This window comes from Enterobacter sp. SORGH_AS_0287 (assembly GCF_031453695.1).
Taxonomy (GTDB): Bacteria; Pseudomonadota; Gammaproteobacteria; order Enterobacterales; family Enterobacteriaceae; genus Enterobacter; species Enterobacter ludwigii.
The window spans coordinates 4,572,991-4,599,771 of the sequence record NZ_JAVIZW010000001.1 but is presented as its reverse complement, the minus strand read 5'-3'; the positions used below and the strand labels follow the sequence as shown (position 1 = coordinate 4,599,771).

Below are 26,781 nucleotides of genomic sequence, written 5' to 3'. Positions count from 1 at the left end.
GTCAGGCTCCTCGTGAAATCACAATCACAACCAGTACCGCCAGCTCGATCAACGCCAGTCGGCGGAACAGCACGGGCACGGCAGCGCGCTGCCAGCCCGGCACCCACCCCACCGGGTTAAGCCAGTCCCGCAGTTTCAGCACCGCGGCAAAGTTCTCTTTGACCGGCATGGCAAAGCCGTGCGCTGTGATCACCATGGATTGCTCGTGTGCGTAACCGCAAGCCCAGGCGGTACCGCGTGCGCGGGAGGAGAGACGGTCGCGTCTGAAGAACAGCATCAGCATGAACGGCAGCAGCGGCGCGGCAATCAGCAGCAGCGCAATCATCGGCTGGGACACCGTGGTATGCGCCGTGGTGAGCGGCAGAGGAATGGCGTTACCCAGCAGCGGCAGAAGCCACGGGGCGGCCACCCCGCCCGCGATGCAGCACAGCGCCAGCGCGACAACGCTCGCCCCCATCAATGCCGGTGCACAGCAGGCGTTTTCGGCCTCACGCGTGCGCGGTGCACCCAGGAAGGTCACGCCGTAAACTTTAGCCATACACATCACCGCCAGCGCACCGGTTATCGCCAGCCCAACCGCCAGCAGCGGGCCGAGCAACCGGGCGATAAACACTTCGCTCTGACCGAGTGCGAAGAAGGACTGATAGATAACCCACTCACCGGCAAAGCCGTTCAGCGGCGGCAGCGCAGCCATTGCCATCAGCCCCACCAGCATGCACAGAGAGATAACGGGCATTTTTTTGCCGATGCCGCCGAGTTTTTCGATATCGCGATGACCGGTGCGGAACCAGACGCTACCGGCCCCGAGGAACAGAGTGCTTTTAAACAGGCTGTGGTTGATCAGGTGATACAGGCCGCCGATAAAGCCGGCCGCAATCAGCGCCGGTTGATTGAGCGCCAGCCCGGTAACGCCTGCGCCAATACCCAGCAGAATAATGCCGATGTTCTCAAGGGTGTGGTACGCCAGCAGACGCTGGATATTGTGCTCCATCAGGGCGTACAGGCCGCCGACGAAGGCGGTGATCATCCCGGCGACCAGCAGCACAACGCCCCACCACAGCGGTGGCTGCCCACCGGTGAGCGTTATCGTCAGAATGCCGAACAGACCAACCTTCATGACAACCGTCGAGAAGAGCGCTGCGGCAGGCGCGGAGGCATGTGCATGTGCCTGTGGCACCCAGCCGTGCAGCGGGATAATCCCGGCCAGCAGGCCAAAGCCGATCACGCCAAGGAGCCAGACATCATTCCCCAGCGACTGACCGTTAAGGGCGGAGAAGTCCAGCGTGCCGAAGCGCTGCCACACCAGCCAGCAGGCCAGTGCCAGCAGCAACGTGCCAAGACGCCCCAGCGCAAACCACAGTTTGCCGGAGGTGCTACAGCCCGTAAGGAATACGCCGCACAGCGCCATGATCTCGGCCATCACCACCAGCGCGCCGAGGTTGCTGGCAGTCACGGTACAGACCGCCGCGGCCATCAGCAGATTGACCAGCAGACCGTTGGGCTGGGTGTGCTGATGGCGGTGCCAGTCAATATTAAACAGGCTGATAAACACGCCGCACAGACCAAAGGTCACCAGCCAGATGGCATTCAGCGGCGTAATTTCAACGGTGTGCCGTATCAGCGGCATCACCGCTTCGACGGATTGTCCGCCTGTTAACACGAGGCCACCGGCCACCAGCGTCATCACGCTGCCAACCGCCCCGCCGATACCGGCTATCCAGCCGCTCAGGGTTTTATGGAAAGAGAAGATCAAGGCCAACACAGCGGCGGCGGCAAAATAGGCCACCGCGCTGGTAATCATCATCACCGCGTTCATTTCGCCCCCTCGTTCAGCGCCTGAAGCAGAGAAAGATCGCCGAAATCACTGTTAATGGTCAGCTCACGCTTACGTTTACTGGTGCGAACGATGTCGCGAATATTGACCAGAATCAGCGCCTTCGTCGGGCAGGTGCGCACACAGGCTGGCCCTTGTTCATCAAAGCTGCACAGGTCGCATTTGACCGCAACGGCACGCACGCCGGGAACCCAGTCAAGCAGCGTGCTCACCTTCGCCGGCGCAGGTGGCGCTGGCGGCGCTTTCGGGGAGTTGGCATTCGCCGGGATATGCAGCGGACGGCTGCCGGAAAATTCAATCGCGCCGAACGGGCAGGCAATGCCGCACAGTTTGCAGCTCACGCACAGACTTTCATTCAGCTGCACCGCCCCCTCGACACGGGTGATGGCATTAACAGGACAGACTCCCGCGCAGGGGGCATCTTCACAGTGGTGGCAGAGCTGCGGCGCAGACTCTTTTTCATTACGCATGACGCGCAAGCGCGGCATGGACTGTAGCCCGTGCTGACGGTGCGTTTCCGAACAGGCCGCCTCACAGGTTCGACAGCCAATACAGACCGTCGAGTCAGCAATTACAAAACGGTTCACCGGGTCATCCTCTGGTGATAGTCATTTTTGACGAAAAACTGTCTTGTCGACACTTCTCGACACGCAATGGTCAGGCCACGTTCGCTGAGGTATTTCCATCCATCAGCTGTTTCAGGTTGACCGGGAGATCGTGTTCAACAGCGGCGTACAGGCCGTTATAAACCGGCGCGATTTTTTCCAGATAGTGCTCCAGCACCTGCTGGCGATCGCGGTTACTGACGTGACCATCGACCATCCCGTCGGCCATCAGCTGCGCCTTCGCAATACACTGTTTTTCACCTTCTTTTGTTTCGACGTAGTACTCGATGGTGTGGCTGTTGAAGGTGTCTGCCAGGGTGACGTTTATCGTGAAATGGCCGAAGAGCACAAAGCGCATATCCCCCTGCGCTGCACAGCTCATGGCGTGGTGAAGACGGGCTTTTGACAGGGTGATGCCCTGAACCAGAGAGTTGCAGTAAAGGTGCCACTGCTCCTGTAACTGCTGATGGCGCTGCGCAATGTAATCCGCTTTTTCGCTAATTTCCCAAATAGTCATAAAAGGTATCCGGTTAATGGAGATAGCGGCTGTTAAGCAGATTCCATGCCAGTTTTTAATGCATTGATTTTTAACTATTTTAATCAAAAGAAGCGTGTCAATCGCGCCGTGTCGACGTGTCATTTCGACAGCATTGACATCGTCACGCCTTAACAAAAATCAAGCTGGCACCGTTATTGCATTATCGGGGCAATTCATTGAGGAGGCGTCATGCACGAAATCACCCTCTGCCAGCGGGCCGTCGAGTTAATTGAACAGCAGGCGCGGGCAAACAATGCAAAACGCGTCACCGGTGTCTGGCTACAGGTCGGGGCCTTTTCCTGCGTTGAAACCAGCGCCCTGACCTTCTGCTTTGAGCTGGTGTGCCGCGGCACGCTGGCGGAAGGCTGTGAACTTCATATTGAAGAACAGCAGGCGGAGTGCTGGTGCGCGCAGTGTCAGCAATACGTCACTCTGCTTTCATCGAAGGTTCAGCGCTGTCCGCAGTGCCAGAGCAGCGAGCTTCGCATCGTGGCGGATGACGGCATGCAGATCCAACGTCTCGAAATCGAGAAGGAGTAAAATATGTGTAGTACCTGCGGTTGCGCTGAAGGCAACCTGTATATAGAAGGGGATGAACACCGTCCTCACGCCGCGTTTCGCTCCGCACCCTTTTCACCTGCCCCTCGTCCTGCAGCGGCATTAACCGGTATCACCTTCGCCCCCCAACACTCCGCTGCGGGCGACCTGCATTACGGGCATGGCGTCGCCGGTACCCACGCGCCGGGGCTCAGCCAGCGTCAGATGCTGGAGGTGGAAATCAACGTTCTGGATAAAAACAACCAGATTGCAGCACGCAACCGCGCCCGCTTTGCCACGCGTAAACAGCTGGTCCTGAACCTGGTCTCCAGCCCCGGCTCCGGCAAAACCACGCTGCTGACACAAACGCTCCACCGCCTGAACGGGCGCATCTCCTGCGCGGTCATCGAAGGCGATCAGCAGACGGTGAACGACGCCGCGCGTATACGCGAAACCGGCACGCCCGCCATTCAGGTTAATACGGGTAAAGGCTGCCATCTGGATGCACAAATGATTGCCGACGCCACGCCGCGCTTGCCGCTGGCGGACAACGGCATCCTGTTTATTGAGAACGTGGGCAACCTGGTCTGTCCGGCCAGCTTCGATCTCGGTGAGCGACATAAGGTCGCGGTGCTCTCGGTGACCGAAGGTGAAGACAAGCCGCTTAAATATCCGCATATGTTTGCCGCCGCTTCGCTGATGTTGCTGAACAAAGTTGACCTGCTGCCGTACCTGAATTTCGACGTGGATAAATGCATGGCCTATGCCCGTGAAGTGAACCCGGAGATTGACATCATGCTGGTGTCCGCCACCCGCGGTGACGGGATGGACGCCTGGCTGAACTGGCTGGAGAGCGAACGATGTGCATAGGCGTCCCCGGACAAATTCACGCCATTGACGGGAATCAGGCCCGCGTTGAAGTGTGCGGCATATTGCGCGACGTCGACCTGACGCTCGTCGGCAGCACCGACGAAACCGGCGCCTCACGCCTCGGTCAGTGGGTGCTGGTGCACGTGGGGTTTGCCATGAGCATCATCAACGAAGCGGAGGCCCGCGACACGCTTGATGCCCTTCAGAATATGTTCGACGTGGAGCCGGACGTCGGGGCATTGCTGTACGGCGAGGAGCGGTAAACCATGCGCTACGTTGATGAATATCGCGCGCCTGAGCAGGTGATGCAGCTGATTGAACATCTGAAAACACGGGCGGCACGGCTGAGCTATACCGCCGAAAAGCCGCTGCGTATTATGGAAGTCTGCGGCGGGCACACGCATGCCATCTTTAAATTTGGCCTCGACCAGCTTCTGCCGGAAAACATCGAGTTTATCCATGGCCCCGGCTGCCCGGTGTGCGTCCTGCCGATGGGACGCATCGACGCCTGCCTTGAGATAGCCCACCAGCCTGACGTGATTTTCTGTACCTTTGGCGATGCGATGCGCGTGCCGGGCAAAAACGGCTCGCTGCTGCAGGCAAAAGCCCGGGGCGCGGATATCAGGATCGTGTACTCGCCGATGGACGCCCTGACGCTGGCCACCCATAACCCCGGTCGCAAGGTCGTCTTTTTCGGACTTGGTTTTGAAACCACCATGCCCGCCACGGCCATCACGCTGCAGCAGGCCAAAGCCCGCAACATTGATAACTTTTTCTTTTTTTGCCAGCACATTACGCTCATTCCGACGTTACGCAGCCTGCTTGAAGAGCCGGACAACGGAATTGACGCTTTTCTGGCGCCGGGCCATGTCAGCATGGTTATCGGGACGGCGGCCTACGGCTTTATCGCTGAACAGTTCGAACGGCCTTTAGTGGTGGCTGGTTTCGAACCTCTTGATCTACTGCAAGGCGTGACCATGCTGGTTGAGCAGAAAATAGCAGCCCAGAGTGCAGTAGAAAATCAGTACCGCCGTGTCGTCCCCGACAGTGGAAATGTGGTGGCCCAGCAGGCGATAGCCGAGGTATTTAGCGTCGAGGGCGACAGCGAATGGCGTGGTCTGGGGCTGATTGCAGAGTCCGGCGTGCGCCTGACGCCAGCATACCGGTCGTTCGACGCCGAAGCCCACTTCCGCCCGCAGCCGCAACAGGTGTGTGACGACCCGCGGGCCCGCTGTGGCGAAGTGCTCACCGGCAAATGCAAACCCCATCACTGCCCGTTATTTGGCAACACCTGTAACCCGCAAACGGCTTTTGGCGCGCTGATGGTCTCTTCCGAAGGGGCGTGTGCCGCGTGGTATCAGTATCGCAATCAGGAGTCTGAAGCATGAATACGGTTGAAATGGCACACGGCAGCGGCGGCCTGGCGATGCAGCAGCTGATTAACCGTCTGTTTATGGACGCGTTTGATAACCCCTGGCTGGCGGAACAGGAGGATCAGGCCCGCATTGACCTCTCTACCCTGACCGCGCAGGGCGACAGGCTGGCCTTTTCCACCGACAGCTACGTGATTGACCCGCTGTTCTTCCCGGGCGGTGATATCGGCAAGCTCGCGGTCTGCGGTACGGCAAACGACGTGGCCGTCAGCGGTGCTGTTCCGCGCTTTCTCTCCTGCGGCTTTATCCTTGAAGAGGGGCTGCCGATGGAGACGCTCTCTGCGGTCGTCAGCAGCATGGCGCACACGGCACGCGAGGCGGGTATCGCCATCGTCACCGGCGACACCAAAGTGGTCCAGCGTGGCGCAGCCGACAAACTGTTCATCAATACCGCCGGCATGGGGGCGATCCCTGCCGACATTCACTGGGGCGCGCAGCAGCTTGCCGTCGGCGACGTGCTGATCGTCAGCGGATCGCTGGGCTGCCACGGGGCGACGATCCTGAACCTGCGTGCAGGCCTGGGGCTGGACGGAGAATTACGCAGTGATTGCGCGGTACTGACCCCGCTTATCCAGACCCTGCGTTCCCTTCCAGGCGTGAAAGCCCTGCGCGATGCGACCCGCGGCGGGGTTAACGCCGTGGTACATGAGTTCGCGGCGCGCTGCGGTCTGGGTATCGAACTCACTGAACGCGCGCTGCCCGTTAAGCCTGCCGTTCGCGGCTTGTGCGAACTCCTCGGGCTCGACCCGCTAAACTTTGCAAATGAAGGCAAGCTGGTCATTGGCGTGGAGCGCGCGGCGGCCGAATCCGTACTCGAACAGCTGCGGGCACATCCTTTCGGGAAAGAGGCCGCGCTGATTGGTGAAGTGGTTGAGCGCAAAGGGGTGCGCCTGACCGGGCTGTATGGCGTCAAGCGGACGCTGGATCTGCCGCACGCGGAACCTTTACCCCGCATTTGCTAGAACCGCGCCAAAAGCGGTCAGCACTGACTTTCTCTTTTTTGCCAGTTTCTATTGGAAAGCAATATGCCGTATACACCGATGAGCGATCTTGGACAGCAGGGCCTGTTTGACATTACGCGCACGCTTTTACAGCAGCCCGATCTTGGCGCGCTGAGCGATGCCCTGACGCGGCTGGTCAGGCAATCAGCGCTGGCAGACAGCGCCGCAATTGTGCTCTGGCATAGCGCAAGCCATCGCGCGAGCTACTATTCAACGCGCGACAATGGCAAAGCGTTTGAGTACGAGGATGAAACCTACCTCGCTCATGGTCCTGTCCGGCGTATTCTTTCCCGCCCGGAGGCGCTGCACTGCAATTTTGAGGAATTCCGCGAAGCGTGGCCGATGCTGGCGCAGAGTCAGTTATACCCGCCTTTCGGCCACTACAGCCTGCTGCCACTGGCGGTGGAAGGGCATATCTTCGGCGGCTGCGAGTTTATTCGTCACACCGACCAGCCGTGGAGCGAGGCGGAATACGAGCGTCTGCACACCTTTACCCAGATTGTGGCCGTGGTCGCAGAGCAAATTCAAAGCCGCGTCACCAATAATGTGGATTATGACCTGCTGAGCCGCGAACGTGACAATTTCCGGATTCTGGTGGCCATCACCAACGCGGTGCTTTCGCGCCTCGATATGGATGAGCTGGTCAGCGAAGTCTCAAAAGAGATCCACCACTATTTCAAAATCGACGCCATCAGTATTGCGCTCCGGGGGCACCGGAAAGGCAAGCTGAACATCTACTCCACCCACTATCTTGATGAGGCAAACCCCGCCCACGAACAGAGTGAAGTGGATGAGGCGGGCACGCTCTCTGAGCGGGTATTTAAAAGCAAAGAGATCCTGCTGCTCAACCTCAACGAGCAGGATGCGCTCGCGCCTTATGAGCGGATGCTGTTTAACACCTGGGGGAATAAAATCCAGACGCTGTGCCTGCTGCCGCTGATGTCCGGCAATACTATGCTTGGTGTTCTGAAGCTGGCGCAGTGTGAAGAGGGCGTCTTTACCACCGCCAACCTGAAACTGTTGCGCCAGATTGCCGAGCGTATCTCCATCGCACTGGATAACGCGCTGGCCTATCAGGAGATCCACCGTCTGAAAGAACGGCTGGTGGATGAAAACCTGGCGCTGACGGAACAGCTCAATAACGTGGACAGCGAGTTTGGCGAAATCATCGGCCGCAGCGATGCCATGTACAGCGTGCTGAAACAGGTGGAGATGGTGGCGCAAAGTGACAGTACGGTGCTGATCCTCGGTGAAACCGGCACCGGTAAAGAGCTGATTGCCCGTGCGATCCACAACCTCAGCAACCGTAACAGCCGCCGCATGGTGAAGATGAACTGCGCCGCTATGCCCGCAGGCCTGCTGGAAAGCGATCTCTTTGGCCACGAACGCGGCGCGTTTACCGGTGCCAGCAGCCAGCGCCTGGGCCGTTTCGAGCTGGCGGACAAAAGCTCGTTGTTCCTTGATGAAGTGGGTGACATGCCTCTGGAGCTGCAGCCCAAACTGCTTCGCGTCCTGCAGGAGCAGGAGTTTGAACGTCTTGGCAGTAACAAACTTATCCAGACAGACGTCCGGCTCATTGCCGCCACCAACCGCGACCTGAAAAAAATGGTCGCCGACCGCGAGTTTCGAAGCGACCTCTATTATCGCCTGAACGTCTTCCCAATCTGCCTGCCGCCCCTGCGTGAACGGCCGGAAGATATCCCTCTGCTGGTCAAAGCGTTTACCGCCAAAATAGCCCGCCGGATGGGCCGCAACATCGACAGTATCCCCGCCGAGACGCTACGTACCCTCTCCTCGATGGAGTGGCCGGGTAACGTCCGTGAACTGGAAAACGTCATTGAACGTGCGGTATTGCTGACGCGCGGTAACGTACTGCAACTCTCCCTGCCCGAAGTTTCCCTGCCTGAAACCCCGGTTACAGCCACCGACGTGGCGCAGGAAGGTGAAGACGAATATCAGCTGATCATGCGCGTGCTGAAAGAGACTAACGGTGTCGTGGCCGGGCCGAAAGGTGCCGCCCAACGTCTGGGGCTAAAACGCACCACGCTGCTCTCAAGGATGAAGCGTCTGGGGATTGATAAAGAGAGCCTGGTGTAGCGTCATTCTGGCTGAGATCCCGCATGCAGGCGTTGGGATACGGTTGTCAGCGAAGCGCCTGAACGGTTACTTTTTCGGGCGATACTTTTCCGGTAATTCCGGTACCGGGCGACGGTCATCCATCAGGTGGCGTACCGTCAGGATGGGATGACGCCATAACATGCGTGGTCCAGCCCAGCGCATCACCTGCTTCATCTCTTCGCGCCTGGCAGGCTGATAGCAGTGAACAGGGCACTGTTTACAGGCGGGTTTTTCCTCACCAAAAACGCATTTATCCAGGCGCTTATTGGCATACGCTTTCAGCGCCTGATAATGCCCCTCTTCCTGCGAAGCCTGAGGACACTGTGTTTCATACAGCGCGATCATTTTCGCGATCGTCTCTTTCTCACGTGCAATGCGTTTTCCGGACATAACGGCTCACCAGACAATAAAGTGCATTTATAATACGCCTTTCAGATACTGATTTCAGGTGTTGCATTCTGTTTTCTGAAGGCTGATTCCAGTATTAAGCCCACGCCTGCAGTAAATCACTGGTATTTTATACAGCATCAGAAATGACCCTTGTCCACGTTGTCCGGAGGCCGTATGCACGAGATCGCTATCACCAAATCCTATCGTCATTTGAAAGTGGGATATTTCAGAAAGCGTCATGAAGACCGTAACACCAAGATACCCAAACGCTACAGCGTGCATGCGGCGCTGAGCTTAAAGGGCGACTGGCTTGAAAAAGCGGGGTTTACCACCCATTCGCAGGTCAGAGTGGGGGTTGAGCATGGAAAAATTGTCATTGAGTTAGTGCAGGAAGGCACCTCGTAAAGCCGCGACATTTTTCTGCGCCGTACCTTTTTTTCATGCGACAATAGAAGGAACTAACGGCCACTGAGCCGCCCAAAGCGTATTATTTTCAAAGAAATGGACATCATAACTCCATGAGCACAATCGACAATTTCGACGCACATACGCCGATGATGCAGCAGTACCTGAAGCTGAAAGCACAGCATCCGGAAATCTTGCTGTTTTACCGTATGGGCGATTTTTACGAGCTATTTTATGACGATGCCAGACGTGCGTCGCAGCTGCTCGACATCTCGCTGACCCGGCGTGGCGCATCTGCAGGCGAGCCCATTCCCATGGCCGGTATTCCGCATCACGCGGTAGAAAACTACCTTGCGAAACTGGTGAATCAGGGTGAGTCAGTCGCCATCTGCGAACAGATCGGCGATCCGGCAACCTCAAAAGGGCCGGTTGAGCGCAAAGTCGTGCGCATCGTCACGCCTGGTACGATCAGCGACGAAGCCCTGCTGCAGGAGCGTCAGGATAACCTGCTGGCAGCACTGTGGCAGGACGGCAAAGGTTTCGGTTATGCGACGCTGGATATCAGCTCCGGACGTTTTCGTCTGAGCGAACCGGCAGATCGTGAAACGATGGCGGCTGAATTGCAGCGCACGAACCCGGCAGAACTGCTCTATGCCGAAGATTTTGCCGAGATGGCGCTGATTGAAGGCCGCCGCGGTCTGCGCCGTCGTCCGCTGTGGGAGTTCGAAATTGATACCGCGCGCCAGCAGTTGAATCTGCAGTTTGGCACCCGCGATCTGATTGGCTTTGGTGTGGAAAACGCCCCGCGCGGACTGTGTGCCGCGGGTTGCCTTCTGCAGTACGTCAAAGATACTCAGCGCACCACCCTGCCGCATATCCGCTCGATCACGATGGAGCGTCAGCAGGACAGCATCATTATGGATGCCGCGACGCGTCGAAATCTGGAGATCACCCAGAATCTGGCCGGAGGCGTGGAAAACACCCTCGCTTCCGTCCTCGACAGCACGGTGACGCCGATGGGCAGCCGTATGTTAAAACGCTGGCTGCATATGCCCATTCGCGATACCGACACGCTTACCTGTCGTCAGCAGACGATTGCCGCGTTGCAGGATCGCTACAGTGAACTGCAGCCCGTGCTGCGTCAGGTCGGCGATCTGGAACGTATTCTTGCGCGTCTGGCACTGCGTACGGCACGTCCGCGCGACCTCGCCCGCATGCGTCATGCCTTCCAGCAGTTGCCGGAATTGCGCAGCCTGCTCGCCGATGTGGATAGCGCGCCGGTGCAGAAACTGCGTGAAACCATGGGTGAATTTAGCGAGCTGCGCGAGCTGCTCGAACGCGCCATTATTGACGCACCTCCGGTTCTGGTGCGTGACGGCGGTGTAATTGCCCCGGGGTACAACGAAGAGCTGGATGAATGGCGTGCGCTGGCCGACGGTGCCACGGACTACCTGGATAAGCTGGAAATTCGCGAGCGCGAACGCCTTGGGCTCGATACCCTCAAAGTGGGCTATAACGCGGTTCACGGTTACTACATTCAGATCAGCCGTGGACAAAGCCATCTGGCCCCCATCCACTACGTGCGCCGCCAGACGCTGAAAAACGCTGAGCGTTACATTATCCCTGAACTGAAAGAGTATGAGGACAAAGTTCTCACCTCGAAAGGCAAGGCGCTGGCGCTGGAGAAACAGCTGTATGAAGAGCTGTTCGACATGCTGATGCCGCACCTTGCAGACCTGCAGTCAAGCGCCAGCGCGCTGGCAGAGCTGGACGTGCTGGTCAACCTGGCAGAACGCGCTGAAACGCTGAACTACACCTGCCCGACCTTTACCGATAAACCCGGTATTCGCATCACCGAAGGCCGTCATCCGGTTGTGGAACGGGTGCTGAACGAGCCGTTCATCGCCAACCCGCTAAGCCTGTCGCCGCAGAGAAGAATGCTGATCATTACCGGTCCAAACATGGGCGGTAAAAGTACCTATATGCGCCAGACGGCGCTTATCGCCCTCCTCGCCTATATCGGCAGCTACGTTCCTGCGCAAAAAGTGGAGATTGGCCCTATCGACCGTATCTTTACCCGTGTCGGGGCAGCGGACGATCTGGCCAGCGGTCGCTCAACCTTTATGGTGGAGATGACCGAAACCGCCAATATTCTGCATAATGCGACCGAATACAGCCTGGTGTTAATGGACGAAGTCGGGCGCGGAACATCAACCTATGATGGTCTGTCACTGGCATGGGCCTGCGCTGAAAACCTTGCCAATAAGATCAAGGCAATGACGCTGTTCGCAACCCACTATTTCGAGCTGACACAGTTGCCAGAAAAGATGGAAGGCGTGGCAAACGTCCACCTCGATGCGCTGGAACACGGCGATACCATCGCCTTTATGCACACCGTACAGGATGGTGCCGCGAGCAAGAGCTATGGTCTGGCCGTGGCCGCGCTGGCGGGGGTTCCCAAAGAGGTGATCAAACGTGCGCGCCAGAAATTGCGTGAGCTGGAGAGCCTGTCACCGAATGCCGCGGCCACGCAGATTGATGGCACGCAAATGTCGTTGCTAGCCCCGGCAGAAGAGACGTCACCGGCCGTTGAGGCGCTGGAAAATCTCGATCCGGACTCGCTCACGCCGCGTCAGGCGCTGGAGTGGATTTATCGCCTGAAAAGCCTGGTGTAGTCTGCACCCGGTGGCGCAATGCTTACCGGGCCTGCCGGGAAGTAGCGATATCTGAAACAAACAGGCCGGGTAAGGCGAAACCGCCTCCCGGCTTTTTTTTAGCGCTTATCGTCGGCCAGTAACGGCGGGATCGTCGGTACCTGAGGTGCGTCATCGATATCCTTCTGCGTCATGCGAAACGCTTGCGGATAATGATCGCGGTGGGTCCGGCGTAGCGGCTCCGTGTCACGCCAGGTATACAGACAATGCTGGCACTGATAGACAGTCCAGACCCCTTTCACCGGTGATGTTGCCATCACCTCAATATGCTCATCAGCACAACGTGGACATATCATCTTTTCCTCCTTATTGGCGTGCAGCCAGCATCGCAGTCAGTTTTTCGGCCCAGGCCTTGGTTTCAGGTAAATCCTGTACCGGCTGGCTGAAGTGGCCCCGGTTGTCGGGTGCAACAGGCGTGGTGGCATCAATAATCAGTTTGTCGGTAATGCCTGCCGGGCTGGAGCCCGGGTCCAGTTCAAGCACCGACATATTCGACAACTGCACCAGATCGCCCGCCGGGTTCACCTTCGAGGACAGCGCCCACATCACCTGCGGCAGGTTGAACGGGTCAACGTCTTCATCCACCATAATCACCATCTTCACATAGCCCAGGCCGTGCGGCGTGGTCATAGCACGTAAGCCGACTGCACGGGCAAAGCCACCGTAGCGTTTTTTGGTGGAGATAATCGCCAGCAAACCGTGGGTATACATGGCATTGACCGCCTGCACTTCCGGAAATTCTGCTTTCAGCTGCTGGTAGAGCGGTACACAGGTAGCCGGGCCCATCAGGTAGTCAATTTCGGTCCACGGCATGCCGAGGTAGAGGGATTCAAAAATGGGTTTTGTGCGGTAAGACACTTTATCAATACGCACCACCGTCATGTTACGGCCACCAGAGTAGTGCCCGGTAAACTCACCAAAGGGTCCTTCGATTTCGCGCTTGCGGCCTTCAATCACCCCTTCCAGAATGACTTCAGATCCCCACGGTACATCAAAGCCGGTCAGCGGTGCCGTCGCAATGGGATAGGGGCTTTCGCGCAGCGCACCGGCCATCTCATACTCAGATTGATCGTATTTCAGCGGCGTCGCGCCCATAAGTGTAATAATCGGATCATTGCCAAGCGTAATCGCGACCGGCAGATCTTCACCGCGCTCTTCCGCTTTATGCAAATGCAGGGCGATATCGTGCATCGGAACCGGTTGCAGACCCAGCTTGCGTTTTCCCTTCACTTCCATGCGATAGATACCGACGTTCTGCTTGCCGAAGTTATCCGCATCAAGCGGATCGCGCGAAACGACGCACGCTTTGTCGAGGTAAAAACCGCCGTCACCGTCGTTCAGACGGAACAGCGGCAGGATGTCGAAAAGGTTAATGCCTTCACCCTCCACCGTATTTTGAGCCCAGGCGGGATCTGCACGGCGCTCTGGCGTGACGGGGAATTTATCCCAGCGGCGAATAAACTCATCAATCTGTTTTTTGACGGGGGTGTTCGCGGGCAGTCCCATAGAAATGGCGTGATTCTGCCAGGAACCAATGGTGTTCATTACCACCCGGGCATCGGTAAACCCGCGAATATTATCGAACCACAGCGCCGGTGCGCCGTCACCAATACGGCCTGTGGCATTGGCTGCCGCGGCCAGGTCCGGTTCTGCATTCACCTCTTCTTCAATTTTTAGCAGTTGCCCTTGCTCATCGAGCGCCTGCAGGAAGCTTCTCAAATCATCAAATGCCATCTTTATTCTCCTGTGAAAAATGTTTTGCTTCCCGCAACCCGTTCCAGCGGCGCGCTTTTTTGTGCTCCAGACCAAACTGGTCGAGCACGCGGGTCACAATGTGATGGGTGATATCGTCGGCGGTCTGCGGGTGGTTGTAATACGCGGGCATCGGCGGCACCATTGCCACGCCCATACGGGACAGTGCGAGCATATTCTCGAGATGAATGGTGCTGAGCGGGGTTTCACGAGGAACCAGCACCAGTTTGCGCCCCTCTTTCAGCACCACATCTGCCGCACGGCCCACCAGTCCTTCGGCGTAGCCTGCGCGAATGCCTGCCAGGGTTTTCATACTGCAGGGAATGACGATCATGCCGTCGGTGCGAAACGAGCCGGATGAGATAGTGGCAGCCTGATCGGCCGGGCTATGGACAACATCGGCCAGCGCAGCCACATCCTGTGCGGTGTAGGGTGTCTCCAGCTCAATGGTGGTTTTTGCCCATTTCGACATGACCAGATGGGTCTCCACCGCCGGCATGTCACGTAATGCCTGCAGCAACGCTAGGCCCAGCGGCGCGCCCGTTGCACCCGTCATTCCAACTATCAATCTCATTCAGCACCTCAATTAATTCGTTCGCATACGAACATGTTAGGTACGTTACTCCCGGATCCTGTTTCTGACAACATTGTTCGTACACGATCACATTAATTGCTAAAAATTGCCGCGTTAAAATCCTGGGCAAGAGCGGCTATCATAGGGAGAGAATTTTTCGTCGGAGTGTTCATGGAACTGAGACAAGAGGCGTTTCACCTGTTACGCCAGCTTTTTCAACAGCATACTGCCCGTTGGCAACATGCATTGCCGGAACTGACCAAACCGCAGTACGCGGTATTGCGGTCTATTGCCGAAAATCCGGGGATTGAGCAAGTTGCGCTGACAGAAGTGGCGGTCAGCACAAAGGCGACGCTCGCGGAGATGCTGAGCCGCATGGAGGCGCGTGGACTGGTAAAACGCGAGCACGATCCGGCGGACAAGCGCCGTCGTTTCGTCTTCCTGACGCCGGAAGGTGAAGCGCTGCTTGCCAGCTGTAAACCGCTCGGCAATGACGTGGACGAGGCGTTTTTAGGGCGGCTGAGCAACGACGAGCGGGCGCAATTCTCCGCACTCGTCAAAAAAATGATGCGCGACTAGTTAACCCGGGTGCGCATAAAGTCGATAAAGGTGCGCACTTTCGCAGGCACATGCGTGGCATCGGGATAAACCGCATAGATGCCCTGCCGCGCAAAGGTATATTCCGGTAAAACCGACACCAGCTTGCCGTCATCAAGCGCATGGCGCACCAGCCACGCCGGCAACAGCGCCACGCCACATCCCGCGAGCGCAAAAGCCATCAGCGCCTGAGCACTGTCCGCAAACAAACGCGGTGCTTTTTTAATTTCCAGCGTGGCGGGCTCACCGCTGGCATCGTTCACCTGCCCGCGCAGCGGCGAGGCTAAGCGCTCATGAATAATCCAGTCAGCTTTCGCCAGCTGTTCAAGCGATTCTACAGGATGGTTACGCAGCCAGCCGGGCGTCGCTACGGGGAAAATAGTGAACTGCGTTATCAATGCCGCGTGGTAGCGTGAATCGGCAAGGGTTCCCAGCCGGATGGCGACATCAAAGCGCTCTGAAATCAAATCGGCATGCAGTGAAGACGAAACGTGACGCACGCGAAGGTCCGGGTGTTGCTGGCTAAACTCAGCCAGTAACGGGACCACAACCTGCGAGCCGTACTCCGGTGTGGTGGTGATCCGCAACTCCCCCGTAAGACCTGCATGGTTTGCACGGACGTCGTCCTTCAGGCGTTCCGCGTCCTTTAAAAGCGCGACGCTCCGTTGATGGAAAAGCCTCCCTGCCTCGGTTAACGTCAGTCGACGGGTGGAACGCAGCAACAGGGTGACACCCAGTTCATCTTCCAGCTGGCGGATATTGAAGCTGACCACCGCTTTTGTCAGCCCCATTGCCTCTGCTGCGGCGGTGAAACTCCCGGTATCTGCGACGGCGACAAACATCGCGGTACGCTGCAAATTAATCATTGTCAGCCCTATTACTGTCAAAAATTTTTTGACAGTATATCGCGCTTTATAACGTTTATCCGTACCTCCCTGCCCGATACGATACGCCCCTCACTGGAGGTGCCGCCATGTCGTATCGCAGCAAAGTCGCCGTTGTCTATCTGCTGGGCTTTTTTCTTGATTTAATTAATATGTTTATCGCCAGCGTCGCTTTCCCGGCAATGGCTCAGGCGTTCAACGCCACGCCCTCATCGCTTGCCTGGGTCAGTAACGGCTATATTGCCGGTCTGACGCTCGTCATCCCCTTCAGTACCCTGCTGACGCGCAGGCTCGGGCCGAAGCATGTCATTCTGCTTTCGCTTTTTCTCTTTAGCGCCGCCTCCGTTGCGGCAGGTTTGTCATCCTCACTTGAGAGCCTGATTGCCTGGCGAGTGCTGCAGGGCATGGGAGGGGGTTTACTGATCCCGGTCGGACAAGCGCTGACCTGGCAACAGTTTAAACCCCATGAGCGTGCCAGGCTCTCCTCAGCGGTCATGCTGGTTGCATTGCTTGCGCCTGCATGCTCACCCGCCGTGGGGGGAGTGCTGGTTCAGGCACTCAGCTGGCGATGGATATTTTTTGCCACAACGCCTGTCGCCGCCGTGACGTTTTTCCTGGCCTGCGTGTGGCTTAAGAATGAGAGCCCCCCCGTGAAAGCGAGCAGGCTGTTAAACCTGCCCCTGCTGGCCGACCCGCTGCTGCGTTTTTCCATGCTTGTCTATTTGTGCGTACCCGGCATGTTTATTGGGGTGAACGTCACGGGGATGTATTATCTTCAGAGCGAGGCGCACATGACACCTGCCGCAACGGGGATGCTGATGCTGCCATGGTCTCTGGCCTCGTTTATGGCGATCACCGCGACCGGACGTTATTTTAACCGCGTGGGTCCCCGGCCTCTCATTGTCGTGGGTTGCCTGTTACAGGCGCTGGGCGTTTTACTGCTGTTTAACGTCAGCCCGACTACCACAGTGTTGTTACCTGGCGTCGCGTTTACGTTAATGGGCGCGGGCGGCAGTCTTTGCAGCAGTACGGCGCAAAGCAGCGCATTTTTAACGACGGCGCGCGACGATATGCCTGACGCCAGCGCGCTATGGAATCTTAATCGTCAGATCAGTTTTTTTGCCGGGGCATTCCTGCTCTCGCAGGTGCTGAACCTGACACTGGCGTTTTTCACGCCGCTCGCCGCATGGCACGGGATGTTTAGTGTTGCTGCGGCCATCACATTACTGCCCGTCGTGTACGTCTTTCGTCTTAACAACACGCAGGTGCTTTCAGAGGTGCAACAGGAGAAACCATGACCCATTTCGAACAGGACATTATCGACGTTCACGTTATGCTGGAGAACTGGTTGGGTAAGGGCGAAGGGGATGTTGACGCCCTGCTTGCCCACTTTCAGCCGGATTTTATGATGCTCACCCCAGGTGGCGTCCATTTTGACTATAACGCGCTTGTCGGTTTCCTGGACCTTCAGCGCGGCAGCCGTCCTGGTCTGGAGATTGTTCTTGATGAGATAACGACGCTACAGACGTGGGCCAACGGCGCAGTGCTTCACTACCGGGAAACGCAAACTCGCCCGGATCAGCCCGTCAATGTGCGCTGGTCAACCGCCGTGCTCAATCAGAAGGATGGCAAGATAACGTGGCGTTTGCTGCACGAAACGGCACAACCGTAACGCAAAAGAAAAAGGCCCGTCTCACGACGGGCCTTTTTTGATGAAAGATTGCTTATTCGCGGAACAGCGCTTCGATATTCAGACCTTGTCCCTGCAGGATTTCACGCAGGCGACGCAGACCTTCAACCTGAATCTGACGAACACGTTCACGGGTCAGGCCAATTTCGCGGCCGACGTCTTCCAGTGTTGCAGCTTCATACCCCAGTAAACCGAAACGACGTGCCAGCACTTCACGCTGTTTGGCGTTCAGTTCGAACAGCCATTTGACGATGCTTTGTTTCATGTCATCGTCCTGCGTGGTGTCTTCCGGACCGTTGTCTTTTTCATCGGCCAGGATGTCCAGCAGCGCTTTTTCGGAGTCGCCACCCAACGGGGTGTCAACGGAGGTAATGCGCTCGTTGAGACGCAGCATACGGCTTACGTCATCAACCGGTTTATCAAGTTGTTCGGCGATCTCTTCCGCGCTTGGCTCGTGGTCCAGTTTATGGGACAACTCGCGCGCAGTACGCAGATAGACGTTCAACTCTTTGACGATGTGAATCGGCAGGCGAATCGTACGGGTTTGGTTCATAATCGCCCGTTCGATGGTCTGACGAATCCACCAGGTCGCGTAGGTTGAGAAACGGAACCCGCGTTCCGGGTCAAACTTCTCAACTGCGCGGATGAGACCTAAGTTGCCCTCTTCAATCAGGTCCAGCAGAGCCAGACCTCGATTGCCGTAACGACGGGCAATTTTCACGACCAGACGCAAGTTACTTTCAATCATGCGACGGCGCGAGGCAACATCACCACGCAAAGCACGACGTGCGAAATAGACTTCTTCTTCGGCCGTTAACAGTGGGGAGTAACCAATCTCCCCAAGGTAAAGCTGAGTCGCGTCCAGTACACGCTGTGTGGCGCCCTGCGATAACAGCTCTTCTTCAGCCAAATCGTTATCACTGGGTTCCTCTTCTACTAAGGCTTTTTCATCAAAAGCCTCTGCTCCGTTCTCATCAAATTCCGCATCTTCATTTAAATCATGAACTTTCAGCGTATTCTGACTCATAAGGTGGCTCCTACCCGTGATCCCTGAACGAGACACCCTGGCTGGCATGCCCCGTCAACTTATCGCTGCGGCAAATACTGCAGCGGGTTTACGGATTTCCCCTTGTAACGAATTTCAAAATGCAAGCGTGTAGAACTGGTGCCGGTGCTACCCATGGTAGCGATTTTTTGCCCCGCCTTAACTTCTTGTTGTTCCCGGACCAGCATTGTGTCGTTATGGGCGTAGGCACTCAGGTAATCATCGTTATGTTTGATGATAATAAGATTACCGTAACCGCGCAGAGCGTTACCGGCATATACAACACGACCGTCTGCGGTCGCGATAATAGCCTGTCCCTTATTCCCTGCGATATCGATCCCTTTATTTCCTCCCTCGGAGGAAGAGAAGTTTTCGATAACCTTGCCGTCAGTTGGCCAGCGCCATGCAGAAATTGGCGAACTGGAGGTCATACTGCTGGCAGTCGGTTCAGTAGAGCTAACCACAGGTGCCGTAGTCGGTGCTGTGACAACAGTCGCAGTCCCTTTATTATTCGGCAACATTTTGTTAGCAGTCTGATCACCTGAATCCTCAGAATACGTAATTACCGGTTGTGAAGCAACCACCGTGGTGGATTTTTGTGCAGGCTTAACGCTGTTATTTTGCGCAGTGACATCGGCCGCTGAAACGGTGTTGCCAGGCGTGAGCGGCGTACCCGTCGCATTGCCCACCTGGAGCGTCTGGCCGACTTCCAGACCATACGGGGCCTGGACGTTATTACGCTGCGCCAGGTCACGGAAATCGTTCCCGGTGATCCACGCAATATAGAACAACGTGTCGCCGCGTTTTACGGTATAGGTGCTCCCACCGGTATAGCTACCTTTCGGAATGTTCCCATACTGGCGGTTATACACTATGCGGCCATTTTGAGTCTGCACAGGGTGTTCCACTGGCTGAACCTGTGTTGGCTGCGTAACAGGAGGCTGCATTGGCTGAATGGGCGGATTTTGTTGTGCCGCAGCAGTGCCCATTTTAGGCGGAGGCGTGATCAACATTCCGCTGGACGTGTTACCCGAGCTGCTGGATCCCCCCACGGAACTGACGGGCGCAGGTGCATTATTAGAACTTGTACAGCCTGCCAGCCAGAGCGAAACCAGTGATAATGCCGCAACACGGCTGATGGTGAATTTAGGGCTTCCCGCGCTCATTTATCCCCCAGGAATGTGTTAACTACCAGTGACTTAAAATTTACCGTGATGACACGAATCTTTCGCGCCACACCATACGCTGAATTTGCCTTAATAACCCTGGATAATTCTGAGTCTCAGGCCAACTCCCCCTTTACCAGAGGAACAAAGCGCACGGCTTCCACGGTATCGATAATAAACTCGCCGCCACGCCGACGAACGCGCTTCAGGAGCTGTTGCTCGTCCCCGACAGGCAGAACAAGAATGCCGCCTTCATCCAGCTGCGATAACAGAGCAGCGGGAATTTCAGGTGGAGCAGCCGTCACGATGATCGCGTCAAACGGGGCGCGTGCCTGCCAACCCTGCCATCCATCACCGTGTCGTGTCGAAACGTTATGTAAATCAAGTTGTTTCAGGCGACGACGCGCCTGCCACTGCAAACCTTTAATACGCTCAACGGAGCAAACATGATGCACCAGATGCGCCAGGATCGCGGTTTGGTACCCCGACCCGGTGCCAATTTCCAGCACGCGCGAATGGGGCGTGAGCTCCAGCAGCTCCGTCATACGCGCCACCATGTAAGGCTGTGAAATCGTCTGGCCCTGCCCGATAGGCAGCGCCACGTTTTCCCACGCTTTGTGTTCAAACGCCTCGTCTACAAATTTCTCACGCGGCACCTGGGCGAGCGCGTCGAGCACATGCTCGTCGCGTATCCCCTGAGCGCGTAGCTGTTCCAGAAGAGTTTGTACACGTTTGCTTACCATTGCGCGTTCACTCCTGCGCGATCCAGCCAACCCGACACCACATCATGCGCACTATACGCGGTTAAATCTACATGCAGCGGCGTAACCGAGACATATCCTTCATCAACGGCGGCAAAGTCGGTATCCGGTCCGGCGTCACACTTGTCGCCAGGAGGACCAATCCAGTAAAGCGTATTGCCACGCGGATCCTGCTGCGGGATCACCTGGTCAGCCGGGTGTCGGCTTCCGCAACGCGTTACGCGAATGCCTTTGATTTCACTCAACGGCAGATCCGGCACGTTAATATTGAGGATGCGCCCGGTACGCAGCGGCTCGCGATTGAGCGCCCGCAGGAGAGAACAGGTCACCGCTGCCGCCGTGTCGTAGTGCGTGTGGCCGTTTAACGAAACGGCCAGCGCAGGGAACCCCAGATGGCGCCCTTCCATGGCGGCGGCCACGGTTCCGGAGTAAATCACATCGTCGCCAAGATTGGGCCCGGCGTTAATACCGGAGACGACGATATCCGGGCGCGGGCGCATTAGCGCGTTCACGCCCAGAAAAACGCAGTCGGTCGGCGTGCCCATCTGGACGGCGATATCACCATTTTCAAAGGTAAAGGTGCGAAGCGACGACTCCAGCGTCAGAGAGTTAGACGCTCCACTGCGGTTACGATCGGGGGCCACGACCTGCACTTCCGCAAATTCGCGAAGGTGTTTCGCCAGGGTCTGTATACCCGGCGCATGGATCCCGTCATCGTTACTCAGCAATATTCGCATAATCACCCGACGTGTTGATAAGTTCCCTGACAACACTGGTGGCAAAGCTACCTGCCGGCAGCCAGAAGCGTAACTCGACGGTTACGTCGTCCCACCAGTTCCAGCTCAACTGTTGCGGATAGAGCAGCATCGCACGGCGTGCCGCCTCGACTTTTTCCCGCACCAGCAGTGTTTGTAATGCCTGCATATCAGCGACGGCAGACTGCTCAGCAGCCAGCGCATCGCCCTGCGTACCCCAGTCGCCCGTGCCGGGCAAGGCTGCGGTAATCATCAGCGTTTGAGTATCCACGCGCGACTGCACATCGGCCATTTCTTCAGCCGTTGCCACAAACCAGCTCCCGCGTCCCGCTAATTGTAGCGCATCGCCGACAACAACTTGATTCGCGTCCGGTTTTTTCAGCCGTTCGCTCACAATCTGATTAAACAACGCACTGCGGGCCGCCGACAACCAAAAACTGCGTTTATTCCTGTCGCGAACCGGGGCATCGCTTTGCGCCCAGCGCAGTGCGCCGAGCAGGTTGCTGCCGCCGATACCAAAGCGCTGTGCGCCAAAATAGTTTGGTACGCCGCACGCATTGATAGCGTTCAGGCGTTTTTCCACATCGTCACGGTCCGAAATCTCACGCAGTACCAGCGTAAAATGGTTGCCCTTCAACGCGCCCAGACGCAGTTTGCGCTTATGGCGTGCGTATTCCAGTACCTTACAGCCCTCAAGCTCAAATTTGCTTAAATCAGGCATCGTATTACCCGGCACGCGCGCGCAGAGCCACTGTTCGGTGACGGCGTGTTTATCTTTCTGCCCGGCAAAGCTCACTTCGCGGGCATGAATTTTGAGGAATTTTGCCAGCGCATCGGCCACAAAACGGGTATTGCAGCCATTTTTCAGAATGCGTACCAGGATATGTTCGCCTTCGCCATCCGGCGCGAATCCCAGGTCTTCCACCACAACAAAATCTTCAGGGCTGGCTTTCAGCAGCCCGTTCCCCTGCGGTTTACCGTGCAGCCAGGTCAGGTTGTCGAAGTCCGTCATTGGCTTGCCTTCACCAGCAGCGCCACGGCCTCACAGGCAATCCCTTCACCACGACCGGTAAAGCCCAGTTTCTCTGTCGTCGTCGCTTTGACGTTAACATCATCCATGTGGCAACCCAGATCTTCTGCAATGAACACGCGCATCTGCGGGATATGCGGCAGCATTTTGGGGGCCTGAGCGATGATCGTCACATCCACGTTGCCGAGGGTGTAGCCTTTCGCCTGAATACGACGCCAGGCTTCACGCAGCAGCGCACGGCTGTCCGCACCTTTGAAGGCCGGGTCAGTGTCCGGGAACAGCTTACCGATATCGCCCAGTGCCGCAGCACCCAGCAATGCATCGGTCAGGGCATGTAATGCTACGTCGCCATCAGAATGCGCAAGCAGCCCTTTTTCATAAGGAATGCGTACGCCGCCAATGATAATTGGGCCTTCTCCGCCAAAGGCGTGTACATCAAAACCGTGTCCAATTCGCATTATGCCTTCTCCTGATGGGTCGAACGGGTAAGATAAAATTCCGCGAGCTGTAAATCTTCCGGACGCGTCACTTTTATATTATCAGCGCGTCCTTCAACCAGCTCAGGATGGAAACCGCAATACTCCAGCGCCGAGGCTTCGTCCGTGATGGTCGCACCTTCTTTAAGCGCACGCGTTAAGCAGTCGTGAAGTAATTCGCGGGGGAAAAATTGGGGGGTCAGCGCGTGCCATAAATCGACGCGCTCAACGGTGTGCGCGATAGCTTGCTTGCCCGGCTCAGCGCGCTTCATGGTGTCGCGTACCGGGGCGGCAAGAATACCGCCTACCCGGCTGGTTTCGCTAAGCGCCAGCAGGCGCGCAAGGTCATCCTGATGCAGGCACGGACGGGCAGCGTCATGGACCAGAACCCATGGTGCATCACCGGCGGCCTGAATGCCCGCCAGCACGGAATCGGCACGCTCGGCGCCGCCGTCAACAACGGTAATCTGCGGATGATTTGCCAGCGGTAACTGCGCGAAACGCGCATCACCCGGGCTGATAGCGATAATCACGCGCGTCACCCGCGGATGCGCCAGCAGCGCCGCCACAGAGTGTTCGAGGATCGTTTTATCGCCAATAGAGAGGTATTGCTTGGGACATTCTGTCTGCATGCGCCGGCCAAAACCCGCAGCCGGCACCACGGCGCATACGTCCGAAAAAGTTACTGCCATGTCGTAATCCTGGGCCTGATTATCGATTGTTTTGTGCTGAGCCCTGATTGCGTTTAGACGCATCCGGAACCAGACGATAAAAAGTTTCGCCCGGCTTAGTCATACTGAGTTCATTGCGTGCGCGTTCCTCAATCGCCTCTTGCCCACCATTGAGGTCATCAATTTCAGCAAAGAGTTGATCGTTTCGCGCCTTAAGTTTGGCGTTTGTTGCCTGCTGAGCCGCGACGTCATCGCTTACCCGGCTATAGTCGTGCAGTCCGTTTTTACCGAACCACAGCGAATATTGCAGCCAGATCAGCAAAGCCAGCAACAGCAGCGTTAGTTTACCCATCCTGCCCCCTGAAAAACGGCATCATCATCCCAAAACGCCCCCAGATCTTTTTGCCGGGGTAACAGAGATGCCGCAACATCGCGGGCAAATGTACCACATTTTTTCCGCAGAATCGCCTTGCTCAATATCGTCACACAGTTGTTTACGGTTTGAATTATGGCTGAAGTTAGCCCATGAGCCACAAAAATAACAGACCAAACATCAGAACCACCGTCACAATCGTGACCACGGTACTGTAAAGGAGTTTGCCATTAAGCAGCGAGTGCAGCGCAATACCGACGACAACCGCCACAGGCATCAGCGCCAGGAAGAAAGGCCAGGTATAGAGAAAGAAGAACAGCGTATTACCGCCATAGATAAGAAAAGGGATGCCCAGGGCCAGCAACCACGAGACGAAGCCGACTATGGCCCCAGGAAAGGACCAGGTCGTCTCGTCGTCGGTCGCTAACGGCTCCGACCCGGTGGTAATAATGTAGTTCTCACTGTTGCGCATAGCTGATCCTGTGACCGTGACTGATCGTTCGGGAAGACAGCTCCCGAACGATACCGTCTCAGGATCTGATAATATCGTCCCGTCTGAGCAGGTCTAATAATTGGCTTACTAAATTTGTTACCAATTGTTGACCTTCCAGGTGAATTTCAGGCGATTCAGGCGCTTCGTACACCGAGTCAATGCCGGTGAAGTTTCGCAGCTCTCCCGCACGCGCTTTCTTATATAGCCCTTTGGGATCGCGCGCTTCGCAAATTTCCAGCGGCGTATCAACAAACACTTCGATAAAGCGATCCTGCCCGACGCGCTCGCGCACCATCTGGCGTTCGGCACGATGCGGTGAGATAAACGCGGTCAGTACCACTAACCCGGCATCCGCCATCAGGCTGGCCACTTCCCCCACCCTGCGAATATTCTCTTTACGATCGTCGTCGCTGAAGCCCAAATCGCTGCACAGGCCGTGGCGCACATTGTCGCCATCCAGCAGGTAGGTACTGACCCCCTGCTGGTGTAGCGCCTCTTCCAGCGCGCCCGCTACCGTGGATTTACCAGAGCCGGATAGCCCGGTAAACCACAGTACCACGCCACGATGACCGTGAAGTTTCTCGCGCTGCGCGACGGTGACCGGATGAGGATGCCAGACGACGTTCTCATCATGGGCGGCCATTACTTGCCTCCCAGCAGATCGCGCGCACCCCAGTGCGGGAAGTGCTTACGCACCAGCGCATTCAGCTCCAGCTCAAAAGCGCTGAACTCAGAGGCCACCGTAGCCTGTTCATTTGGCTCACGCACCATACCGGCACCCACGGTCACGTTGGAGAGGCGATCGATAAAGATCAGCCCACCCGTTACCGGGTTCTGCTGGTAGGGATCTAGCACCAGCGGCTCGTCAAAGGTCACGTCGACCAGACCAATGCCATTCAGCGGCAGTTCGGTGACGTCGCGCTGGGTCAGGTTATTGATGTCCACCTGGAACTGGATACCGTCCACGCGGGCACGGGTTTTCTTACCCGCGATTTTAATGTCGTAGCTCTGACCGGCGCTCAGCGGTTGTTCAGCCATCCACACCACATCAACGGAAGCCCCCTGCACCGCTGCCAGCGTCTCCTGAGCGTCCACCAGCAGATCGCCGCGGCTGATATCAATTTCATCTTTCAATACCAGCGTGACCGCTTCACCCGCACCGGCTTGCGGCAGATCGCCATCAAAGGTGACGATACGGCTGATGGTGGATTCCACACCAGACGGCAGAACTTTAACGCGCTGACCGACCGCCACGGTGCCCGACGCGATAGTGCCGGAGAAACCGCGGAAATCAAGGTTAGGACGGTTAACGTACTGAACCGGGAAGCGCATCGGCTGGGTGTCGACCACGCGCTGGATCTCCACGGTTTCCAGCACTTCGAGCAGCGTCGGGCCGCTATACCACGGCATGTTCGCGCTCTGGGAAGCCACGTTGTCGCCTTCCAGCGCAGAGAGCGGCACAAAGCGAATATCCAGGTTACCCGGCAGCTGTTCAGCAAACGTCAGGTAACTCTGGCGGATCTCATCAAACTTCTCTTCGCTGAAGTTCACCAGATCCATTTTGTTGACCGCCACCACCAGGTGTTTGATCCCCAGCAACGTGGAGATAAAGCTGTGGCGACGAGTCTGATCCAGTACCCCTTTACGGGCGTCAATCAGCAGGATCGCCAGTTCACAGGTAGACGCACCGGTCGCCATGTTACGGGTGTACTGCTCGTGCCCCGGGGTGTCGGCAATAATAAATTTGCGCTTCTCGGTGGAGAAATAGCGATACGCCACATCAATGGTGATGCCCTGCTCGCGCTCGGCCTGCAGGCCGTCCACCAGCAGCGCCAGGTCGAGTTTCTCGCCCTGGGTACCATGACGTTTACTGTCGTTGTGCAGGGACGAGAGCTGATCTTCGTAAATCTGACGCGTATCGTGCAGCAGACGGCCGATCAGCGTGCTTTTCCCGTCATCGACGCTGCCGCAGGTCAGAAAGCGCAGCAGGCTTTTGTGTTGTTGCGCGTGCAGATAAGCTTCTACGCCGCCTTCATTGGCAATTTGTTGAGCAATGGTCGTGTTCATGG

The 26,781-nt window shown here is 56.9% G+C and carries 30 protein-coding genes; 11 read left to right on the top strand and 19 right to left on the bottom strand.

Features of this window, described 5'->3' with window-relative positions; all coding sequences use genetic code 11:
- Position 1: 1 nt before the first annotated feature.
- The 3 genes from hycC to hycA form a co-directional block, all read right to left on the bottom strand.
- Positions 2 to 1,816 carry a formate hydrogenlyase subunit 3 gene (gene hycC / locus QE396_RS21895; protein WP_020883832.1) on the bottom strand — a complete coding sequence of 605 codons (1,815 nt, stop codon included), beginning with the start codon at positions 1,814 to 1,816 and terminating at the stop codon, positions 2 to 4.
- On the bottom strand, positions 1,813 to 2,421 hold the full coding sequence (locus tag QE396_RS21890) for a 4Fe-4S dicluster domain-containing protein (protein WP_014171368.1): 609 nt from the start codon (positions 2,419 to 2,421) through the stop codon (positions 1,813 to 1,815). Before QE396_RS21890 ends, hycC begins: the two co-directional genes overlap by 4 nt.
- 70 nt (positions 2,422 to 2,491) lie before the next feature.
- The gene (gene hycA, locus QE396_RS21885) at positions 2,492 to 2,956 is read right to left on the bottom strand and encodes a formate hydrogenlyase regulator HycA (protein ID WP_020883831.1); all 465 of its coding nucleotides are present in this window, start codon (positions 2,954 to 2,956) and stop codon (positions 2,492 to 2,494) included.
- A 210-nt stretch (positions 2,957 to 3,166) separates the two neighbouring features.
- Here hycA and hypA point away from each other — a divergent pair, with 210 nt between their 5' ends.
- From hypA to flhA, 6 genes are all read left to right on the top strand, one after another.
- Positions 3,167 to 3,517 carry a hydrogenase maturation nickel metallochaperone HypA gene (hypA, locus tag QE396_RS21880; protein ID WP_014171370.1) on the top strand — a complete coding sequence of 117 codons (351 nt, stop codon included), beginning with the start codon at positions 3,167 to 3,169 and terminating at the stop codon, positions 3,515 to 3,517.
- 3 nt (positions 3,518 to 3,520) lie between these two features.
- Complete coding sequence (hypB, locus tag QE396_RS21875) at positions 3,521 to 4,384, top strand: hydrogenase nickel incorporation protein HypB (RefSeq protein ID WP_020883830.1); 864 nt, start codon at positions 3,521 to 3,523, stop codon at positions 4,382 to 4,384.
- A complete protein-coding gene (locus QE396_RS21870) occupies positions 4,375 to 4,647 on the top strand; it encodes a HypC/HybG/HupF family hydrogenase formation chaperone (protein ID WP_014171373.1) in 273 nt (90 codons plus the stop codon). The genes hypB and QE396_RS21870 overlap by 10 nt, the downstream gene beginning before the upstream one ends.
- 3 nt (positions 4,648 to 4,650) lie before the next feature.
- Complete coding sequence (gene hypD / locus QE396_RS21865) at positions 4,651 to 5,772, top strand: hydrogenase formation protein HypD (RefSeq protein ID WP_020883829.1); 1,122 nt, start codon at positions 4,651 to 4,653, stop codon at positions 5,770 to 5,772.
- Complete coding sequence (gene hypE, locus QE396_RS21860; RefSeq protein ID WP_020883828.1) at positions 5,769 to 6,779, top strand: hydrogenase expression/formation protein HypE; 1,011 nt, start codon at positions 5,769 to 5,771, stop codon at positions 6,777 to 6,779. The genes hypD and hypE overlap by 4 nt, the downstream gene beginning before the upstream one ends.
- Before the next feature lie 63 nt (positions 6,780 to 6,842).
- The gene (gene flhA / locus QE396_RS21855; protein ID WP_020883827.1) at positions 6,843 to 8,915 is read left to right on the top strand and encodes a formate hydrogenlyase transcriptional activator FlhA; all 2,073 of its coding nucleotides are present in this window, start codon (positions 6,843 to 6,845) and stop codon (positions 8,913 to 8,915) included.
- A 66-nt stretch (positions 8,916 to 8,981) separates the two neighbouring features.
- Here the strand turns inward: flhA and QE396_RS21850 are convergent, their stop codons facing one another.
- Entirely contained in the window at positions 8,982 to 9,326 is a 345-nt protein-coding gene (locus tag QE396_RS21850; protein WP_014171377.1) for a nitrous oxide-stimulated promoter family protein, read from the bottom strand.
- 174 nt (positions 9,327 to 9,500) lie between these two features.
- Here QE396_RS21850 and QE396_RS21845 point away from each other — a divergent pair, with 174 nt between their 5' ends.
- Positions 9,501 to 9,731 carry a SymE family type I addiction module toxin gene (locus QE396_RS21845; RefSeq protein ID WP_020883826.1) on the top strand — a complete coding sequence of 77 codons (231 nt, stop codon included), beginning with the start codon at positions 9,501 to 9,503 and terminating at the stop codon, positions 9,729 to 9,731.
- 113 nt (positions 9,732 to 9,844) lie between these two features.
- Positions 9,845 to 12,406 (top strand): DNA mismatch repair protein MutS, encoded by a 2,562-nt coding sequence (gene mutS / locus QE396_RS21840; RefSeq protein WP_014171380.1) that lies wholly within the window; start codon positions 9,845 to 9,847, stop codon positions 12,404 to 12,406.
- Between the two features lie 98 nt (positions 12,407 to 12,504).
- Here the strand turns inward: mutS and QE396_RS21835 are convergent, their stop codons facing one another.
- From QE396_RS21835 to QE396_RS21825, 3 genes are read right to left on the bottom strand one after another with little or no spacing between them, the layout of a single operon-like run.
- Complete coding sequence (locus QE396_RS21835; protein WP_014171381.1) at positions 12,505 to 12,741, bottom strand: non-oxidative hydroxyarylic acid decarboxylases subunit D; 237 nt, start codon at positions 12,739 to 12,741, stop codon at positions 12,505 to 12,507.
- A 10-nt stretch (positions 12,742 to 12,751) separates the two neighbouring features.
- Positions 12,752 to 14,179, bottom strand: a complete 1,428-nt coding sequence (locus QE396_RS21830; RefSeq protein ID WP_014171382.1) for a non-oxidative hydroxyarylic acid decarboxylases subunit C — start codon at positions 14,177 to 14,179, stop codon at positions 12,752 to 12,754.
- The gene (locus QE396_RS21825) at positions 14,169 to 14,771 is read right to left on the bottom strand and encodes a non-oxidative hydroxyarylic acid decarboxylases subunit B (RefSeq protein ID WP_020883825.1); all 603 of its coding nucleotides are present in this window, start codon (positions 14,769 to 14,771) and stop codon (positions 14,169 to 14,171) included. The genes QE396_RS21830 and QE396_RS21825 overlap by 11 nt, the downstream gene beginning before the upstream one ends.
- Before the next feature lie 171 nt (positions 14,772 to 14,942).
- Here QE396_RS21825 and QE396_RS21820 point away from each other — a divergent pair, with 171 nt between their 5' ends.
- Positions 14,943 to 15,350, top strand: coding sequence for a MarR family winged helix-turn-helix transcriptional regulator (locus tag QE396_RS21820; RefSeq protein ID WP_020883824.1), 408 nt, complete (start codon positions 14,943 to 14,945; stop codon positions 15,348 to 15,350).
- Here the strand turns inward: QE396_RS21820 and QE396_RS21815 are convergent.
- Positions 15,347 to 16,234 carry a LysR family transcriptional regulator gene (locus QE396_RS21815; protein WP_020883823.1) on the bottom strand — a complete coding sequence of 296 codons (888 nt, stop codon included), beginning with the start codon at positions 16,232 to 16,234 and terminating at the stop codon, positions 15,347 to 15,349. The genes QE396_RS21820 and QE396_RS21815 overlap by 4 nt on opposite strands.
- A 107-nt stretch (positions 16,235 to 16,341) precedes the next feature.
- Here QE396_RS21815 and QE396_RS21810 point away from each other — a divergent pair, with 107 nt between their 5' ends.
- On the top strand, positions 16,342 to 17,550 hold the full coding sequence (locus QE396_RS21810) for an MFS transporter (protein ID WP_047366617.1): 1,209 nt from the start codon (positions 16,342 to 16,344) through the stop codon (positions 17,548 to 17,550).
- Positions 17,547 to 17,924: a DUF4440 domain-containing protein gene (locus QE396_RS21805; protein WP_014171387.1), complete on the top strand. Its 378-nt coding sequence runs from the start codon at positions 17,547 to 17,549 to the stop codon at positions 17,922 to 17,924. The genes QE396_RS21810 and QE396_RS21805 overlap by 4 nt, the downstream gene beginning before the upstream one ends.
- Before the next feature lie 52 nt (positions 17,925 to 17,976).
- Here QE396_RS21805 and rpoS read toward each other — a convergent pair whose 3' ends face one another.
- The 11 genes from rpoS to cysN form a co-directional block, all read right to left on the bottom strand.
- Positions 17,977 to 18,969 (bottom strand): RNA polymerase sigma factor RpoS, encoded by a 993-nt coding sequence (gene rpoS / locus QE396_RS21800; protein WP_013098493.1) that lies wholly within the window; start codon positions 18,967 to 18,969, stop codon positions 17,977 to 17,979.
- A 59-nt stretch (positions 18,970 to 19,028) separates the two neighbouring features.
- Complete coding sequence (nlpD, locus tag QE396_RS21795) at positions 19,029 to 20,153, bottom strand: murein hydrolase activator NlpD (RefSeq protein ID WP_020883821.1); 1,125 nt, start codon at positions 20,151 to 20,153, stop codon at positions 19,029 to 19,031.
- Between the two features lie 116 nt (positions 20,154 to 20,269).
- A complete protein-coding gene (locus QE396_RS21790) occupies positions 20,270 to 20,896 on the bottom strand; it encodes a protein-L-isoaspartate(D-aspartate) O-methyltransferase (protein WP_020883820.1) in 627 nt (208 codons plus the stop codon).
- Positions 20,890 to 21,651: a 5'/3'-nucleotidase SurE gene (gene surE, locus QE396_RS21785; protein WP_020883819.1), complete on the bottom strand. Its 762-nt coding sequence runs from the start codon at positions 21,649 to 21,651 to the stop codon at positions 20,890 to 20,892. The genes QE396_RS21790 and surE overlap by 7 nt, the downstream gene beginning before the upstream one ends.
- Positions 21,632 to 22,681 carry a tRNA pseudouridine(13) synthase TruD gene (gene truD / locus QE396_RS21780; protein ID WP_014171393.1) on the bottom strand — a complete coding sequence of 350 codons (1,050 nt, stop codon included), beginning with the start codon at positions 22,679 to 22,681 and terminating at the stop codon, positions 21,632 to 21,634. Before truD ends, surE begins: the two co-directional genes overlap by 20 nt.
- Positions 22,678 to 23,157 carry a 2-C-methyl-D-erythritol 2,4-cyclodiphosphate synthase gene (gene ispF / locus QE396_RS21775; RefSeq protein ID WP_014171394.1) on the bottom strand — a complete coding sequence of 160 codons (480 nt, stop codon included), beginning with the start codon at positions 23,155 to 23,157 and terminating at the stop codon, positions 22,678 to 22,680. The genes truD and ispF overlap by 4 nt, the downstream gene beginning before the upstream one ends.
- Entirely contained in the window at positions 23,157 to 23,867 is a 711-nt protein-coding gene (gene ispD, locus QE396_RS21770; protein ID WP_050737225.1) for a 2-C-methyl-D-erythritol 4-phosphate cytidylyltransferase, read from the bottom strand. The genes ispF and ispD overlap by 1 nt, the downstream gene beginning before the upstream one ends.
- A 19-nt stretch (positions 23,868 to 23,886) precedes the next feature.
- Entirely contained in the window at positions 23,887 to 24,198 is a 312-nt protein-coding gene (gene ftsB, locus QE396_RS21765; RefSeq protein ID WP_008499609.1) for a cell division protein FtsB, read from the bottom strand.
- A 166-nt stretch (positions 24,199 to 24,364) separates the two neighbouring features.
- Complete coding sequence (locus tag QE396_RS21760) at positions 24,365 to 24,691, bottom strand: DUF3561 family protein (protein ID WP_014171396.1); 327 nt, start codon at positions 24,689 to 24,691, stop codon at positions 24,365 to 24,367.
- Positions 24,692 to 24,749: 58 nt separating this feature from the next.
- Positions 24,750 to 25,355 carry an adenylyl-sulfate kinase gene (cysC, locus tag QE396_RS21755; RefSeq protein ID WP_014171397.1) on the bottom strand — a complete coding sequence of 202 codons (606 nt, stop codon included), beginning with the start codon at positions 25,353 to 25,355 and terminating at the stop codon, positions 24,750 to 24,752.
- Complete coding sequence (gene cysN / locus QE396_RS21750; RefSeq protein ID WP_020883815.1) at positions 25,355 to 26,779, bottom strand: sulfate adenylyltransferase subunit CysN; 1,425 nt, start codon at positions 26,777 to 26,779, stop codon at positions 25,355 to 25,357. Before cysN ends, cysC begins: the two co-directional genes overlap by 1 nt.
- Positions 26,780 to 26,781: the final 2 nt, after the last annotated feature.